Source organism: Stenotrophomonas pavanii (genome assembly GCF_900101175.1).
Lineage (GTDB): Bacteria > Pseudomonadota > Gammaproteobacteria > Xanthomonadales > Xanthomonadaceae > Stenotrophomonas > Stenotrophomonas pavanii.
The window spans coordinates 37,117-54,601 of the sequence record NZ_FNFQ01000010.1 but is presented as its reverse complement, the minus strand read 5'-3'; the positions used below and the strand labels follow the sequence as shown (position 1 = coordinate 54,601).

Genomic DNA, 17,485 nt, shown 5'->3' with positions numbered 1-17,485 from the left:
TCGCTGGCCGGCATCCTGTTGAAATGAAAAACCCCCGGCGAAAGCCGGGGGGTTTTTTGTGTGCGGCGGGCTGGGTGGCCTAGCCCATCCGCATCGCCGTCCGGATCTGCTCTTGGGCGTGGTCCTGCTGACCGACCTGCTGTGCCTGCGCAATCTGTTCGGCTTTGGCGAGCGACTGCTCCACCGGCGTATTGATTGCCTCGCTGATCGGTACCGACGCCCGCAGGTGTGCTGGATTCTCCGGCGCTCCCTGCACAACGAACATGTGAGGGCCCGAGCCATCGCTGGGTGGAGTGCCCAGGACCACATGATCAACGCGTTCGAGGCCGCTGCGCTTGGCCGTCGCAAGCAGGCTGGCCGTCATGCGCTCACTGGTTTCATCGAAGCTGCGCCCGTGCCTGGCATCCACGGCGGATACACCCTCGCGAATCTGCTGGTAGAGCGCATGGTCTGGATGGCCTTCCTTCCTGGGATCCAAGCTTGCCTTGTCCAAGGTTGACTCAATGCTTTCCTGCAATGGACTCCTGGGAGAGAAGGCGGGATTGCCGAGCGAGGGCGAGCCCTTGTCGGTTGCATCCTGGATCAGCTGCTCCCCCGGCTTGAGCGCATTCCGGGCCCGCTGCTCCGCTTCAGCCTCGCGGCGGGCATATGCACCGGCTTCCTCGGTACCGCGCAGGTAATTGATCCCGTCGCGCAGCAGGCCAGGTCCGCCGCCGACCAGCACGGTGGTGCCCGCACGCAGCTGATGAACATCACGGCGATAGTCGGCAATCCGGCGCAGGTCGTCAGGATCTGTGATCCGGGCCTGCGGATTGTCGAGTACAGACTGCACCGGGCCCTTGTCGGTCACGCGATCAAGGAAATGAACCAATCGATGGGAGTCGCCCAACTGGACCGCCACTGCGGCGGACATGACATGGCCGCTTTTCATCCCGGGTGTTCCAAGTGAAGCGATGCGCTGGCCGTGCTCGGCGTTGCGCAGAACCTCCAGTTCCCTGGGCAGCGCATACATCTCGACCTTGCCGTAATGAGGACCGCCCGCGCTGACCAGGTCGCCTGCCATCACGTGGTTGGTGAAGGGTGCCGCGTTGGCCGGCTGGCCTTCGGGAAGGCGATACGCCAGCCCGGCGGCACCGTAGGGATTGAATGCATCACCGGGGAGGTTGTAGTGATGCGCAGTGATCTGCGCAAGCGCGCCGCCCAGCGAGTGGCCGGTGACGTACACCGGACCATACCCATTCTCTTTAGCCAGATCGATTGCCTGCTTGGTGAGTGCGAGGGCATCGCCGAGTTGTGCGTTGACTCTTGCGGTGACCATTGCAGCGTCGATGCCGCCATCAATCAAAGGCTGGCGATCGAACTCGGTACCGCGATGGGTGACGATTACTTCTTTGGATTCGAGATTATGGTAAATGACGCCTTGGTAGCCGGTGGCGGAGTTTGGGCTGGCCAGTACACGATATTCCGTCCCGGCAATGGTAACAATGGCCTTGGGCTCAGGGAGCGGATCCTTGTAGACATGATCTGAGAGGGCTGCATTTGCTCCAGGATTCATTGGGCTGTTCCTTCAGTCCGTGTGGAGATTTCGATTGGGAAGTAATCCTTTCGCTTATCTTGAGACATCTTCTCGTACCAAGTCGAAGGCTCGGTAGGCGTCCACTCTGGCGATCCCCCTGAAGTCATGGGGCGTAAGGCGCGATGTACGTAGGTAGTAGCGAGTTTTTCGGTTTCAAGCTTTGTGAATGAAGTCCATGCGGTTGCTTGGATAGGACGATCATCGATGATGAAGGCGAATGAAGCTTCCACGAGCACGGGTGTCCAAGTGCACGGGCCACGACCGTAATAGTCGGCAACTTCCATGCCGTCGTTGAAAACAATAGTGCTGAATTCAGTTGCACTGAGGCGCTGTGCCTGAAGCTCAACCTTGTGCTGGTTCGGCTCGTACTGCACCCCCTCCCAATTGTTGACCGGCGGGAGACAGAGTGGGTCTATCTCATACGTGACGAAGACCGAAGGAACGGGGACATCCACGGGTGCATCATGGACCCGGACCACAATCGGCAGCGCATCCTTTGGCGCAGGATTCTCGCGATAGACCGGGTATGAGCGTTCCTTGCTGCAGCCCGGGACGGCCAGTGTGATCGAGGCGATCAACGCAACGTGAGCAAGGGTCGGGAGAATTTTCAGCATGAGCAGTCCATGTCGCTGCAGGATTGTCCTTGCTCCTTGGAACATGCGGTCCCATCACGAACGAAGGCGCCACATCCGGGCAAATGCGACAGGTTGCGCAGTGGGTATTGCGGACTTCCCTCCCTGCGTACCCGAGCAGCGCGGCCTTGCGGGGTAACGTTCATCGGCGTTCCATTGCTGTGCGATAACTGACTATACGACCCGCTCCAGCCGCGCTCCAAGTCGATGCCCTGCGGGCTCCCGGTCGACGCGCATCGCCTGCGGCAGGGTCACGCCTCGAGCACGCCGTTGAAGCATCAATGGTCGAAGGCACTGCCGGCGGATCGGCAATTGAGCCTGACGTCTCGTGGAGGTGTTCAGCAGGGTGCAGAGCCGAGCGTCGGCTCGGCTCCACAGGGGCCTGTCAGCTGCGGGCGAGGGCGAGCAGCCGCTCGGCGATCCGCTCCAGCGGCACCTGTTCCTCGGCCGCGCCCAGCTTGAACGCGGCGCCGGGCATGCCCCAGACCACGCTGGTCGCTTCGTCCTGCACCAGCGTCGGCGCGCCGGCCTGGCGCATTTCCAGCAGGCCGCGTGCGCCGTCGTCGCCCATGCCGGTGAGGATGGCACCGATCGCATTGCCACCGGCGCTCTGCGCGACCGAGCGGAACAGCACGTCCACCGCGGGCTTGTGGCGGTTCACCGCGGGGCCGTCGTCGACGCGGCAGCGCCAGCGGGCACCGTCGCGGATGATCCGCAGGTGCTTGCCGCCCGGCGGCAGGTAGGCGTGGCCGGGCAACACCGCTTCGCCGTCGCTGGCCTCGCGCACGGCCATCGCCGAGTGGCGGTCCAGTCGCTCGGCGAAGGCACTGCTGAAGCTGGCCGGCAGGTGCTGGGTCATTACCACGGCGGGCGCGTCGGCCGGCATGCCTTCCAGTACCACGCGCAGCGCCTCGGTGCCGCCCGCCGAGGAGCCGATCGCGATCAGCCGGTCGGTGGTGCGGAACTGCGGAGCGGCGGGGCGCATCACGGGCGCGGCGTCCAGCAGGAGTTTCGGTGCGGCGGCACGCACCAACGGGCGGACGCGTGAGCGCGCCGCCATCTTGACCTTGGCGATGATCTCGTCGGCGTAGCCTTGCAGGCCCCGGGCCACGTCCAACTTCGGCTTGGAAACGAAATCCACGGCGCCCAGCGCCAGTGCCTGCAGGGTGGTGTCGGCGCCGCGCTCGGTCAGCGAGGAGATCATCACCACCGGCAACGGGTGCAGGCGCATCAGGTTTTCCAGGAACGCCAGCCCGTCCATGCGCGGCATTTCCACATCCAGGGTGATCACGTCCGGGGCCAGTCGCTTGATCTTTTCACGGGCCAGCAGCGGGTCAGCGGCGGTGCCGACCACGTCGATGGCCGGATCGCTGGACAGGATCTCGGTGAGCATCTGGCGCACGACGGCGGAGTCGTCGACGATCAGCACCCGGCAGGGAGCGTTGCCGGTGAAGGTCATTCGAACAGCTCCACGCCACCGGTGACCGGTGCCTTGGACAGGCGCGCGCGCACGGCCGATTCGGTGGCGGCCACTTCGGCCTCATGTGCATGGGGCAGGCGCTGCACCACCACGCGGCCGGTGTCGGCGAAGAACCAGATCTTGCGCGGATGGATGCCGCACAGGTCCTCGGCGATGATCGGGATGTGCTCGGCCTGCAGGTACTGGCGCACGAATTCGGCGTTGCGGGTGCCTACTGGATTGCTGGTGAAGCCCTTGAGCACGTTGGCGCCGCCGAACACCTTGGCTTCGATGCGCTTGCGGTGGGCGCCGCGCTTGAGCATGTCGTTGATCAGCAGTTCCATCGCGTAGCTGCCGTAGCGCGCGGGTGCACCATCGCCGGCGTTGCCTTCGGGCAGCAGGAAGTGGTTCATGCCGCCGATCTTCAGCACCGGGTCGCGCAGGCACGCCGCCACGCACGAGCCTAGGGTGGTGGTCAGCGCGGTGGTGTCATCGACCACCAGGTACTGGGTCGGCAGCAGCTTGGCGGCGATGGTCTGGAAACGCGCATCCTGGTAGCGCATCACATCGTCGGTACGCAGCGAAGCGTTCATGCGCCGGCCTTCGCTGCACGGCGGTACAGGGTGCGGCCACAGGGCTGGATCAGATCGGCGGCGTGCAGGTAGTTCTCCGAGTGGCCGGTGTAGAGCAGGCCGTCGTCGGCCAGGTGCTGGACCAGGCGACCGAGGATGGCGCGCTGGGTGGGCTTGTCGAAGTAGATCATCACGTTGCGGCAGAACAACGCATCGAACGGGCCACCGACGTCGTAGCGCGGAGCGAGCAGGTTCAACGGGCGGAACTCGATCAGCTCGCGCAGCGCCGGCAGTACGCGGCACTGGCCCTCATTCGGACCGCTGCCCCGCTGGAAGTAGCGGCGGCGCAGGTCCGGATCGAGGCTGGCGACGCGATCGATGTTGTAGACGCCGCGGCCGGCGGTGGCCAGCACCTGGGTATCGACGTCGGTGGCGATGATGCGCACCGGCGGCTTCAGGGTGCCGAAGGCCTCGCAGGCGGTGATCGCCATCGAGTAGGGCTCTTCGCCGGTGGACGCCGCGCACGACCACAGCAGCAGCGGGGTGCGGCTGGAGCGCTGCTGGAGTTCTTCGCGCAGCTTGTCGAAGTGGTGCGGCTCGCGGAAGAAAGAGGTCAGGTTGGTGGTCAGGGCATTGGTGAACGCCTGCCACTCGTCGCCGTCCTCCTGTTCCAGATGGTCCAGGTACTGCTGGAAGCTGCGCATGCCCAGCGTGCGCAGGCGGCGCGACAGGCGGCCATAGACCATGTCGCGCTTCGCCGGGGCGAGGGCGATGCCCACGCGCTGGTAGATCAGGTCGCAGACGCGGCGGAAATCACGGTCGGCGAACTCGAATTCGCGCGGGCCGGTAACGATGGGAGTAGGACTTTGCACGGGGGACGTGTCCATCGGCGGAGGCGGTGGCCGAAGCCACCGCAGTGGGTCAGAATTCCTGCCAGTCGCTGTCGCTGGCAACGAAGGTGCCGCTGCCGCCTGCGCGCCGCGCCGGTGCTGGCACGCTGGCGGGCTGCGGGCGCGTTGCAGGGGCCGCGCGGGCGGGCTCGACGCGCGCGGCCGCGGCCTTCATTGCAGCAGCCACCTGATTGTCGAGGCGGAAGATCGCCACCGCGTCTGCGAGCTGCGCGGCCTGCTCTTCCATGGCGCGTGCGGCGGCGGTGGCTTCCTCCACCAGCGCGGCGTTCTGCTGGGTGGTCTCGTCCATCTGCACCACGGTCTGGTTGACCTGCTCGATGCCGGCGCTCTGTTCCTGCGAGGCGGCGGAGATCTCGGCCATGATGTCGGTCACGCGCTGCACCGAGGCGACGATCTCGCCCATGGTGCTGCCGGCCTGGCGGACCAGGCTGGAGCCTTCGGCGACCTTGCCGACCGAGTCGTCGATCAGGCCCTTGATCTCCTTGGCGGCCGCGGCCGAGCGCTGGGCGAGGGTACGCACTTCGCTGGCGACCACGGCGAAACCGCGGCCCTGTTCACCGGCACGCGCGGCTTCCACTGCGGCGTTCAGCGCCAGGATGTTGGTCTGGAAGGCGATGCCGTCGATGACGCTGATGATCTCGGCGATCTTTTTCGACGAGGCTTCGATGGCCGACATGGTGGTGACCACCTGGCCGACCACTTCACCGCCCTGCGAGGCGACGCCGTGCGCGCCGATGGCGAGCTGGTTGGCCTGGCGGGCGTGCTCGGCGTTCTGGCGCACGGTGGAGGTTAGTTCCTCCATCGAGGCGGCGGTTTCTTCCAGGTTGGCGGCCTGCTGCTCGGTACGGCGCGACAGGTCGCTGTTGCCGGAGGCGATCTCGCCGGCGGCCAGGGTGATGCTGGAGGCGCTGGCCTGGATCTGGCCAACGATCTGGGTCAGCTGGGTGACGGTGGTGTTGGCATCGTCGCGCATCCGTGCGAACACGCCCTGGTAGTCGCCGTGCATGCGTGCGGTCAGGTCACCCTCGGCGATCGCCGACAGCAGCTGCGAGAGCTTGCCGAGGTTGTCATCGCTGACCGCCATCATCGCGTTGAGGTTCTCCAGCATCAGGCGGAAATCGTGATCGAAACGCTGCGCGTCGCCACGGCGGCTGAAGTCGCCCGCCGCGGCGGCACTGGCCAGCTGCTTGATTTCGGCATTGATGCGGCCGAGGTTGGCCTTGACCGTGTCGACGGTGCGGGTCATCGCGGCCTTTTCGCCGGGATAGCGCGCGATGTCGCGGCTGAGATCACCGACCGCGTACTGCTGCACCACGTCCAGCACGTCGTGCAGGGTCTGCACGTGGCTGCCGACCAGCGCGTTGGTTTCCTGCACCATCAAGCCGTACTCGCCCGGGAAGGCACTGGCATCGATGCGATAGCTCAGTTCGCCGGCATCGTGGCGGCGGGCCATCTCGCGCTGGCCGCTGATCACCGCGTGCAGCTGCTGCTGCATGCCTGACATGGCCTCCAGCAGGCGGCCCGGTTCATCGTGCGGCTGCGGGCCGATGTGGCTGTCCAGGCGACCGCTGGCGATGCCTTCTGCCACGGCGGTGGCCTGCTTGAGCGGTCGTGCGATGCGGTTGCCGATGACCCAGCTCAGGGCGAGAACGATCAGCACCAGCAGGCCACCGGAGAGCGCCATGATGGCGGTGAACACCAGTGCCTGCTTCTGCACGTCGTCCATGTAGACGCCGCTGCTGACGACCCAGTTCCAGGGCGCGAACAGGCCGGCGTAGGCGACCTTTTCGACATCGCCCTTGCTTCCCGGCTTGGCCCAGCGGTAGTTGACGAAGCCGCCGCCGGCGCGGGCGGCCTGGACCTGGTCGTAGTAGATGCGCACGCCGTCGTCGGTGCGGAAGTCCTTCATGTCCTTGCCGACCAGGTCCTTGCGGAACGGGTGCATCAGCAGCGTGTAGCCGGTGTCGTAGACGTTGAAGTAGTAGGTATCGTTCTCGGCGCGCATCACCTCCAGCGCCTGCAGCGCAGCGGCCTTGGCCGCCGCTTCGCTGAGCTCGCCGGTGCCGGCCAGGCGGTGGTAGTGCTGCAGGATGCCGTAGCTCAGTTCGACCTGGGTCTTCAGCGCGGTCTTGCGGGTCTCGGTGAGGTCCAGGTACTGCATGCGGGCGGCGATCACCGAGAGCGCGATCACGCCGAGCGCGATGAGCAGCGTCAGCAGGTTGAGCTTGCGCCGGACGGAAAGATTGCTGAAGTAGTGTTGCCAGCGATGCAGGAGATTCATCGAGCAGGACCAGGTCGAAGGGGGCGGGCGGCGCCGAGCCGGTCATCGGCGGTACACGCCGTGACAACCCCGTTATCGGCCGTTGCGGCGGGGGATTGAGGCGTGCTGTCGGAACGTATTCAGGTTTCCTTGCAGCGGCGGCTGCGGCGCTGCCTGCGGCAGGCTTTTGAAGCAACGGCAACGGCAACGGCAACGGCAGCTCATGGCGGCATTGGGTTTCCAAGTGGAAAGAGGGGTCAGATCCGTTTTCCTACGGAAGACGGATCTGACCCCGGAAGCAACGCGGCTGTTGCTCTTGCTCTTCTTTCTTCAATCCGGGGGGGGGGGCGCGCACGGGAAGTGTCCGTGGCCGGGAGGATGGGTTGCGCAGGGGCGTGAGCCGCATGGGCTCGAGGCATGCCTCGGGCGGGTTGGGCAGGACGCCCAACCCCGGTCTTGCCGTGTGCGCAGGACAGTGCACACGAGCAAGCGGCGACCGAGCTTACAGGGACGTACTTGCAGCGTCCCCTGCGCAGCCCACCCTCCCGGCCAGCCCGCAGTAGCCAAGCGCTCTCCGCGACCACCCCGAGGGGCTTCGCCGTTGGCTGATATCCAGATGCCCCGTAAACGAAAACGCCCCGGCGCGGGGCCAGGGCGTGTTCGTGGATCAGGTCAGGCAGGCATCAGAACTCCTGCCAGTCTCCGTCGGCCAGTTCGGTGGCCATCGGGCGACCACCCGCCGTGCGGCGGGCCGGCGGGGCAGCCGGGGCCGGGGCAGCCGGTGCAGCGGCGCGCGGGGCCGGTGCGAAGACGCGCGGGGCGGTCACCACGTCGGCTTCGTCGACCACGAAGATCGACACCGCTTCGCTGAGGTGGCCAGCTTGTTCTTCCATCGCCCGTGCGGCGGCAGTGGCTTCTTCCACCAGCGCTGCGTTCTGCTGGGTGGTTTCGTCCATCTGCACCACGGTCTGGTTGACCTGCTCGATGCCGGCGCTCTGTTCCTGCGAAGCAGCGGAGATTTCGGCCATGATGTCGGTCACGCGCTGCACCGAGGCGACGATCTCGCCCATGGTCGCGCCGGCCTTGTGCACCAGCGCCGAGCCGTCGTTGACCTTGCCGACCGAGTCGTCGATCAGGCCCTTGATCTCCTTGGCGGCAGCGGCCGAGCGCTGGGCGAGGGTGCGCACTTCGCTGGCGACCACGGCGAAGCCGCGGCCCTGTTCGCCGGCACGCGCGGCTTCCACCGCGGCGTTCAGCGCCAGGATGTTGGTCTGGAAGGCGATGCCGTCGATGACCGAGATGATCTCGGCGATCTTCTTCGACGAGGCTTCGATGGCCGACATGGTGGTGACCACCTGGCCGACCACTTCACCGCCCTGCGAGGCGACGCCGTGCGCGCCGATGGCGAGCTGGTTGGCCTGGCGGGCGTGCTCGGCGTTCTGGCGCACGGTGGAGGTCAGTTCCTCCATCGAGGCGGCGGTTTCTTCCAGGTTGGCGGCCTGCTGCTCGGTACGGCGCGACAGGTCGCTGTTGCCGGAGGCGATTTCACCGGCGGCGGAGCTGATCGCGCGGCTGGACTGCTTGATGCGGGTGACGATCTCGCTGAGCTGTGCGGCGGTGGCGTTGGCGTCGTCGCGCATCCGTGCGAACACGCCCTGGTAATCGCCCTGCATGCGCACGGTCAGGTCACCCTGCGACAGTGCGGCCAGCAGGCCCGAGACCTGCTCGATGCTGCCGGCGTTGGCGTCCAGCAGGCCGTTGATCTGCTGGGCCAGCTGCAGGAAGAAGCCCTCCTTGTCGGAGGCGTCGATGCGGCCGGACAGGTCGCCGGCGGCGGCCTGGGCAATCACGCGGGCGACTTCGGCTTCAACCTGCGCTTCCTGGGTACGGTCACGCCACTCCACCACGTAGCCGACGGTGTCGCCGCCTTCGTTGCGGATGGTCGAGACCACCTGGGCGAACTGGGCATCGCCGTACTGCATCGGGCGACGGGCGACACCGTGTGCCTTCAGGTTGTTCAGCAGGGTCTGGTCCATCTCACCACGGTGCTCAAGCACGGTGACCGGCTTGCCGATCAGGGGGGCCTGGGCGTCGAAGTCCGGCAGGTCACGGCGCAGTTCGTCCTGGTACTGGCTCAGGGTCTGCTGCAGGGCGCGGTTGCTGTAGACGATGGTGTTGCTGGTATCGGTCAGGTAGACGCCGGTCGAGCTGTAATCCAGCGCGGTACGGATGCGCAGGTTCTCGCGGGCGATCGCCTGGTCGGTCTCGATGCGCTCGCGCAGGTCGCGCTGCATGCGCTGCATGGCCTGCATCAGTTCGCCCACTTCGTCCTGGCGGCTGACATCGATGTGGCCATCGAGCTTGCCACCGGCCACGTCGTTGGCGACCGACACGGCGCCACGCACGCTGCCCACCAGGGCACGGGCAAACAGCCACACCAGCACCAGGCCGAGCGCGGCGCCGCCCAGCAGGGCGATCACGGTCAGCACGGCCGAGGCGGAGTAGGTGGATGCAGCCTCATCACGCGACGCGCGGGCGAGGCGGTTGTCTTCGGCGATCAGCGCCTCCAGCGCCGAGGCGGCCTTGCGGTGCTTGGTGCGGGTCTCGCCGACGAAGGTATCGATGGCGTCGTCCGGCAGGTCCAGTTCCAGCATCTCGGTGACGCTGTCATAGGACGCCAGCGCGTCCTTCCATTCCTTGGCGAAGGCGTCGAACAGCTTCTTCTGCTGCGGATTGTCGACCAGCTTCGGATACTCCTTGATCGACTTGTCCATGCTGGCGCGCAGGTCGACACCCTGCTTGCGCGCATCGGACTTGACGTCATCGCTGGCGCGGATCAGCTGCTGGTAAGCGGCATTGCGGTACTCGCCGAGCATGCCGCGCATCTCGCCGGCCATGCGGATGCTCTCCATGCGCGAACCGGCCAGCTCGGTGGTCACGTTGTTCAGCGAATGCAGGCCGCGATAGGCGACGATGCCCTGCAGCAGCATCACCAGCAGGAGGACGCCGAAAGTCAGCAGCAGTTTCGGCATCAGTTTCAGGTTGTTGATCCACGGCATGGGCGTTGCGAGCTCCTAAGGCAGACGCGCCCGGGCATCGGGCCCGGTTGCAGCAGAAACCACGCCAGGACCAGGCCCGGCGTGGTCCGACGAACAGCGGATTACTTGATGTTGGCCAGCTTCAGCCCAGCCGGCGAGCTGACTTCGATTTCCGCGCGCGAGGCGTCGCGCTGGATCTTGCCGATCACGCAGACGGTCTTGCCTTCCAGGGTTTCCAGCGGGAAGGAGAACTTGCCGCGGTTCTCGCCGGCGATGCGCGCCGAGAAGGTGTGGCGCGGGAAGGCGCCGCCCATGTACAGGAAGGTCGGCTGGCCTTCGGAGCCTTCTGCGTAACGGGCCTTTTCGACCTTGCCACAGACCATGCCGTCCTTGCCGACCGAACGCGGCGCCATTTCCGGCGGGATCATGTCGGCCGACTGGGCGAATGCGGAGGCGGCGGTGGTGGCCAGGACAGCGGCCGAGACGAACGCAAACAGGGACTTCATCGAGGGTATCTCCGGGGATGGTAACGATCGGGCCGGTCCTGCGCGCTCCTGCGCGACCGGCTTCTGTCCCCCTATCGGCACCGCCGAAGGGAACTGAAGGGTTTTGTGACTGGAACGTGAAGCAGTTCCGTTTACTCAGGCAGCGACGTCTTCGGCAAGGCTGGCTTGGCCCATGTCGGCGCTGTCGAGCAGGGTCTCGATGTCCAGCAGGATCAGCATGCGATCGTCGTGGGTGCCGATGCCGGAGATGAAACGGGTGTCGACGGCCGCGCCGAATTCCGGGGTCGGGCGGATCTGCTCGGCCGACAGCGGGATCACGTCGGAGACGCTGTCGACGACGATGCCGACCACGCGGTCTTCCACGTTCAGCACGATCATCACGGTGAACGCGTCATAGCGGGCGTTGTCCAGGCGCAGCTTCAGGCGCAGGTCGATGACCGGGACGATGGTGCCACGCAGGTTGATCACGCCCTTGATGTAGTCCGGGGCGTCCGGTACGCGGGTGACGGCGTCGTAGCCACGGATCTCCTGCACCTTGAGGATGTCCACGCCGTAGTGCTCGGCGCCAAGGGTGAAGCTGAGGAATTCGCCACCGGCGCTGGCGGCGGAGCGGGTCTTGTCGTTCATCGAGGGGTCCTGGTTCAGCCGGAAATCCCGGTGTCAGGCTCGATATCGGCGCCGCTGGGGGGGACTTTAGGTGCCGGGGGAAGGGCATCCACGCATGGCGTGGATCTACCAGGGAGGGTGGGGGCATCCACGCATGGGGTGGATCTACCTGGGAGGGTCGGGGGCATCCACGCATGGCGTGGATCTACCTGGGAGGGTCGGGGGCATCCACGCATGGCGTGGATCTACCGGAGATCGGTAGTGCCGGCCGCTGGCCGGCAATGGCCGTACCCGCATTGTCGCGAAGTTGCCGGCCGGCGGCCGGCACTGCCTGTTGGCCGGGCCTCAGAGCTCGCCGTTGCGGCGTGCCTTGCGCTGGCGGTCGATGCGGAAGATGTAGCGCTGGATGGCGCTGTCGGCGCCGCGCGGCAGGCGTTCGAAGCGCATGCCCACGCGCTTGACCTCGATGCCGTTGGGCTGGCGCTGCGGCAGCAGGTTGCAGACCACCAGCTCGATGTCCAGGTCGGGGCCGTCGGGCAGCGAGAGCTGTGCCGGATAGCGCTTCTGCAGGCCGAACACGGCGCAGTCGTTGGGCACCACCACGGCCAGGCCACCGCCGCTGATGTCCACCACGCGCATCGACAGGGCTTCGGCGCGCGCTTCGCCAGGCGGCAGCAGCAGGTGGGGCGAGTCGGTGACCGGCGTCTCCAGCCGGTACAGCTCGCGGCGCTGCAGGTGCACCAGTTCCTCCGGCAGCGGGGCACGGAAGGCGACGTGGCCGTCGTTGTCCACACGCTGCAGCTGGTGCAGGCGGAAGCGCACCAGCACCCGTTCGAGCTGGGCAAAGCACAGCAGGTGATCGGCCTGCTCGGCGGCGCGGTTGGCGGCTTCCTGCGGGCTGCCATCGAGCAGCAGGGTGTCCTCGTCTTCGTCGAGGTCGAGCAGGGCGGTAGGGAAGGAGCGGTCGCGGCCGTCGATGTGCGCGTTGATCAGCGACCGCTGGTCGATCAGCGACCGCAGCAGCTGGCGCAGCTGGCGCGGGTTGCGGACCAGGAAGCGCTCGTCAGCGGTATCAGCCGCGTGGCCATCATGCACTGCAGTGTCGTTGCCGTCGGACATGGAATCTACGGTCAGGGGCGGGCGCCAGCACGCGTTGGCGCGAGGCTCGATGGAGATATCGGCTCCTGCACCGGATTATGAAGTGGGATTTGCATCACTTTCCACGCGTAAGGGGTCAGATCCCTTTCCCGCGGGAAAGGGATCTGACCCCGTGGTTCTGTCAGAATTCCTGCCAGTCGCCGTCCGCGGCCAGCGCCGGCTGGGCCGTTGCCGTGCGCAGCCCACGTGCCGGGGCCGGCCTTGCGGCTGGTGCGGCGGCTGCCACCTGTCGCGGTACCGGCGCGGCCAGCGGGCGTGGCGGGATGGCCGCCGTGCCCTGCGATGCCAGCCGGAAGCGGGCGACGGCTTCACCCAGCTGCACGGCCTGGTCTTCCATGGCGCGTGCGGCGGCGGTGGCTTCCTCCACCAGCGCGGCATTCTGCTGGGTGGTTTCGTCCATCTGCACCACGGTCTGGTTGACCTGCTCGATGCCGGCGCTCTGTTCCTGCGAAGCGGCGGAGATCTCGGCCATGATGTCGGTCACGCGCTGCACCGAGGCGACGATCTCGCCCATGGTGCTGCCGGCCTGGTGGACCAGGCTGGAGCCTTCGGCGACCTTGCCGACCGAATCGTCGATCAGGCCCTTGATCTCCTTGGCGGCGGCGGCCGAGCGCTGGGCGAGGGTACGCACTTCGCTGGCGACCACGGCGAAACCGCGGCCCTGCTCACCGGCACGCGCGGCTTCCACTGCGGCGTTCAGCGCCAGGATGTTGGTCTGGAAGGCAATGCCGTCGATGACGCTGATGATCTCGGCGATCTTCTTCGACGAGGCTTCGATGGCCGACATGGTGGTGACCACCTGGCCGACCACTTCACCGCCCTGCGAGGCGACGCCGTGCGCGCCGATGGCGAGCTGGTTGGCCTGGCGGGCGTGCTCGGCGTTCTGGCGCACGGTGGAGGTCAGTTCCTCCATCGAGGCGGCGGTTTCTTCCAGGTTGGCGGCCTGCTGCTCGGTACGGCGCGACAGGTCGCTGTTGCCGGAGGCGATCTCACCGGCGGCCAGGGTGATGCTGGAGGCGCTGGCCTGGATCTGGCTGACGATCTGGGTCAGCTGGGTGACGGTGGTGTTGGCATCGTCACGCATGCGGGCGAATACGCCGTTGAACTGGCCCTCCATGCGCGTGGTCAGGTCGCCGGCGGCGATCGACTGCAGCAGCTGCGAGAGCTGGCCCAGGTTGCCGTCGGCAACCTGCATCATGGTGTTGAGGTGCTCGATCATCAGCTTGAAGTCATGCTGGAAACGCTGGGCATCGCCACGCTGGCTGAAGTCGCCTGCGGCGGCCGCCGCAGCCAGCTGCTGGATCTGCGAATTGATCGCCAGCAGGCTGGCCTTGGCTGCGTCCATCGATTCGTGCAGGATCGCGCGGCTGCCGGGCAGGCGGCGTGCATCCGGGGCGAGGTTGCCGATTGCGTACTGGTTGAGTACTTCAATGGCATCGACGATTGCATCGAGGTGTTCGAAGATCACCGTATTGATGCCGTTGGCCAGCTGGCCATACACGCCCGGGAAATCCTCCGGAATGCGGTGGCTGATGTCCGGGCCGGCGTGCATCTGCGCCATCAGCTGGGTCTGCTCGCTGAAGCGGCGCAGCATCGTGGTCATCTCGGCGGTCGCCGCGAGCATCTTGCCGGCTTCGTCCTTGCTGGTGGCGTGGGTGCTGACGCTGAGGTCACCCCGGGCGACGGCCTGGATGGCATGCACGGCCTTGCCGAGCGGGCCGGTCACCGCGCGCGAGATGACCGTGGCCAGTGCGGCCGCCACCAGCGACAGCAGCACCACGCAGGCAATGATGGCGATCATGCTGGTGCGATGGGTGGCGTTGGCGTCGGCAATCTTGCCGTCCATCTGCCCGGCGATGTGCGTGCCCAGCGCCTTCATGGCGGCGAACAGGTCACGCCGGGCCGGGCGCGACTGCTCGTCGGAGATCTGCTGTGCCAGCACGCCATCGCCCGCGGCCACGGCTTCGCGCATGGCTTTGTTGGCGGCGAAATAGCGATCCAGCTGCGCGCTGGCGGCGCGATACAGTTCACGCTCCTTGGCCAGCGCCGGCAGCGCGGCGTAGGCGGCCAGCTCGTCATGCACGCCCTTGGCGGTGTCGTCCATGCGCTTGGTGTAGTCGGCCACCTTGTCCGGCTGGTCCAGCATGCTCAGCAGCGCCAGTTCGTAGGTGCGGAATTCGCCCAGCTGCGAGCGCGCTTCGCCCAGGTGCTGTACCGAAGGGATGTCGTTGCCGGCCATCTCGCGCAGCTGCGCGTTGGCCTCGCTGAGGCGCAGCAGGGCGAACGCACCGAGGACCAGGGTCATCAGGGTGGTGAGGGTGAACCCGAGGGCCAGCTTGCGGGCGATGGGCAGATCGTGGAACCACTTCATGCAGGGTGCTCCAGGTGGGCAGAGTACCGGCGACGGTGCACCGGATCGGGGGTGGTTGCAGAGCGAACGGGGGTGCCCGGTGGGGTTCGGTGACGACCGTCATTGCGAAATAACGGCGCCGTCCGCGCGGACTTTATGGACGCAGATCACATTCGGTTGCGTAGGGATGACAGCGCGAAAGCGTTGCGGCGCCGGGGTTTCGCTTGGATGCGGTGGTTGCAGCCGCAACCATCGTGTTGACGGAGTTCACAGAAGGGATGGGGTCAGATCCCTCTTCCCTGGAAAGGGATCTGACTCCGGCTGGAATGGCGCGCAAACAAAAACCGCCGCCCCGAAGGGCGGCGGTTCAGTGCACGTCTGCAGCGTGGATCAGGCGGCCTGCGGCACCCGCAGCGAGCGCACCAACCCACCGATGTCGACGATCAGTGCGACGCGGCCGTCGCCCAGGATGGTGGCGCCGGACACCCCGCCGATGCGGCGGTAGTTGTTCTCGATGTTCTTCACCACCACCTGCTGCTGGCCGACCAGCTCGTCCACTTCCAGCGCGATCTTCTGGCCATCGCCTTCGACCACCACCACCAGCGATTCGCTGCCGGGTGCGCGATTGCCGTAGCCGTAATACTCGCTCAGCGACAGGATCGGCAGGTACTCGCCACGGACCCGCAGCACGCGGCCTTCGCCGGCCATGCTGCGGATGTCCTCGGCCTGCGGCTGCAGGGCTTCCAGCACGTAGGCCAGCGGCAGGATCAGGGTTTCGCCGGCCACTGCCACGGTCATGCCGTCGAGGATGGCCAGGGTCAGTGGCAGGCGGATCAGCGTGCGGGTGCCGGCGCCGAGGCTGCTTTCGATCTGGACTTCGCCGCCCAGTGCCTGGATGTTGCGACGGACCACGTCCATGCCGACGCCACGCCCGGAGAGGTCGGTGACCGCATCGGCGGTGGAGAAGCCGGGCTGGAAGATCAGGTCCCAGACCTGCGAATCGGTCGGGTTGTCCGGCACGGCCAGGCCGCGCTCGGTGGCCTTGGCCAGGATCTTGGCGCGGTCCAGGCCGCGGCCATCGTCGCTGACCTCGATGACGATGTGGCCGCCCTGGTGCGAGGCTGCCAGCGTGATCGTGCCGGTCTCGTCCTTGCCCGCACCGCGACGCACGTCGGGCATTTCCAGGCCGTGGTCGATCGAGTTGCGCACCAGGTGCACCAGCGGATCGGCGATCTTCTCGATCAGTCCCTTGTCCAGTTCGGTGCCTTCGCCGACGGTGCGCAGGCGCACCTGCTTGCCGAGGCGGCTGGACAGGTCGCGGACCAGGCGCGGGAAGCGGCGGAACACCGCATCGACCGGCAGCATGCGCACGCCGATCACCGCTTCCTGCAGGTCGCGGGTGTTGCGTTCAAGCTGGTCCAGGCCGGCGAACAGGCTTTCGGCGTGGACCGGGTCCAGCGCATGCGAGACCTGCTTGAGCATGGCCTGGGTGATGACCAGCTCGCCGACCAGGTTGATCAGCGCATCGACCTTGTCGACGCTGACGCGGATCGAGGTCTCCGCTTCCTGGCTGCTGCCACCGCTGGCAGCAGGCGCGGCCGCAGCGGGAGGCGCGGCGGCCGCTGCCGGCGCAGGGGTGGCGGCAGGAGCCTGGGTGGCCAGGCTCGGCGGCGCAGCCGGACGGATGTCCAGCTCGCAGTCGTCCAGTACCCACGCGAAGGTGTCTTCGATCTTGCTGCGCGGCACCTTGCCGACCAGGCCAAGGTCCCACGCCAGGTGGGCTTCGAGCGGGTCGAGCTGGGCGAAGCCAGGCAGTCGCTCCATGCGCGCGGCGACCTGCAGCGAGCCGAGGTGTTCCAGCTCGCGGATGATGCGCAGCGGGTCGTTGCCGCTCATGAACAGCGACGGCGCCGGAGTGAAGCCGATCTGCCAGGCTTCCGGCGTATCGTCCGCCTTGGCGGCCGGCGCGGGGGCACTCGCTGCGGCCTGCCCGGACAGCACTGCCTCCAGGCGCGCCTTCACTGCGGAAACTGCGGCCGGATCGGCGGCCTGGCCATGTTCGGCCTCGCGCAGCAGGGCACGCAGCACGTCCACCGAGGACAGCATCGCGTCGACGGCATGGCCTTCCAGTGCCCGCTTGCCGGCGCGCAGCTCATCGAGCAGCGTCTCCAGCACATGGGTCAGTCCGGCGATGGCATCGAAGCCGAAGGTGCCGGCGCCGCCCTTGATCGAGTGGGCGGCGCGGAACACCGAATTGATGATCTCCGCGTCCTGCTGCCCCGATTCCAGGGCCAGCAGGCCAGCCTCCATCGCGTCGAGGCCTTCGCGGCTCTCCTCGAAGAAGGTGGCGTGGAAGCGTTGCAGGTCCATGCTCATGGCAGTGGTGGTCCGGAAGCGAAGAGGGGGAGCGGCGCCGG

General features: G+C 66.9%; 12 protein-coding genes. All 12 read right to left on the bottom strand.

Annotated elements, in window-relative coordinates:
* Positions 1–79: 79 nt before the first annotated feature.
* The 12 genes from BLS66_RS16080 to BLS66_RS16025 all read right to left on the bottom strand — a co-directional run bounded on the left by BLS66_RS16080 (position 80) and on the right by BLS66_RS16025 (position 17,444).
* The gene (locus BLS66_RS16080; RefSeq protein ID WP_074726311.1) at positions 80–1,555 is read right to left on the bottom strand and encodes an XVIPCD domain-containing protein; all 1,476 of its coding nucleotides are present in this window, start codon (positions 1,553–1,555) and stop codon (positions 80–82) included.
* Positions 1,552–2,190: a hypothetical protein gene (locus BLS66_RS16075; RefSeq protein ID WP_074726310.1), complete on the bottom strand. Its 639-nt coding sequence runs from the start codon at positions 2,188–2,190 to the stop codon at positions 1,552–1,554. The genes BLS66_RS16080 and BLS66_RS16075 overlap by 4 nt, the downstream gene beginning before the upstream one ends.
* Positions 2,191–2,593: 403 nt before the next feature.
* Positions 2,594–3,667 carry a protein-glutamate methylesterase/protein-glutamine glutaminase gene (locus tag BLS66_RS16070; RefSeq protein ID WP_074726309.1) on the bottom strand — a complete coding sequence of 358 codons (1,074 nt, stop codon included), beginning with the start codon at positions 3,665–3,667 and terminating at the stop codon, positions 2,594–2,596.
* Complete coding sequence (gene cheD, locus BLS66_RS16065; protein ID WP_014037083.1) at positions 3,664–4,260, bottom strand: chemoreceptor glutamine deamidase CheD; 597 nt, start codon at positions 4,258–4,260, stop codon at positions 3,664–3,666. Before cheD ends, BLS66_RS16070 begins: the two co-directional genes overlap by 4 nt.
* Entirely contained in the window at positions 4,257–5,126 is an 870-nt protein-coding gene (locus tag BLS66_RS16060) for a CheR family methyltransferase (protein ID WP_049416359.1), read from the bottom strand. The genes cheD and BLS66_RS16060 overlap by 4 nt, the downstream gene beginning before the upstream one ends.
* Before the next feature lie 34 nt (positions 5,127–5,160).
* The gene (locus tag BLS66_RS16055; RefSeq protein ID WP_074726308.1) at positions 5,161–7,431 is read right to left on the bottom strand and encodes a methyl-accepting chemotaxis protein; all 2,271 of its coding nucleotides are present in this window, start codon (positions 7,429–7,431) and stop codon (positions 5,161–5,163) included.
* Between the two features lie 662 nt (positions 7,432–8,093).
* A complete protein-coding gene (locus BLS66_RS16050; protein WP_074726307.1) occupies positions 8,094–10,469 on the bottom strand; it encodes a methyl-accepting chemotaxis protein in 2,376 nt (791 codons plus the stop codon).
* A gap of 101 nt (positions 10,470–10,570) precedes the next feature.
* Positions 10,571–10,954 carry a hypothetical protein gene (locus tag BLS66_RS16045; RefSeq protein WP_014647020.1) on the bottom strand — a complete coding sequence of 128 codons (384 nt, stop codon included), beginning with the start codon at positions 10,952–10,954 and terminating at the stop codon, positions 10,571–10,573.
* Between the two features lie 135 nt (positions 10,955–11,089).
* The gene (locus BLS66_RS16040; protein ID WP_049465492.1) at positions 11,090–11,581 is read right to left on the bottom strand and encodes a chemotaxis protein CheW; all 492 of its coding nucleotides are present in this window, start codon (positions 11,579–11,581) and stop codon (positions 11,090–11,092) included.
* A 324-nt stretch (positions 11,582–11,905) separates the two neighbouring features.
* The gene (locus BLS66_RS16035; RefSeq protein WP_049465495.1) at positions 11,906–12,679 is read right to left on the bottom strand and encodes a flagellar brake protein; all 774 of its coding nucleotides are present in this window, start codon (positions 12,677–12,679) and stop codon (positions 11,906–11,908) included.
* Positions 12,680–12,839: 160 nt separating this feature from the next.
* Positions 12,840–15,089 (bottom strand): methyl-accepting chemotaxis protein, encoded by a 2,250-nt coding sequence (locus BLS66_RS16030; protein WP_074726306.1) that lies wholly within the window; start codon positions 15,087–15,089, stop codon positions 12,840–12,842.
* A 369-nt stretch (positions 15,090–15,458) separates the two neighbouring features.
* A complete protein-coding gene (locus tag BLS66_RS16025; RefSeq protein WP_074726305.1) occupies positions 15,459–17,444 on the bottom strand; it encodes a chemotaxis protein CheA in 1,986 nt (661 codons plus the stop codon).
* Positions 17,445–17,485 lie beyond the last annotated feature (41 nt).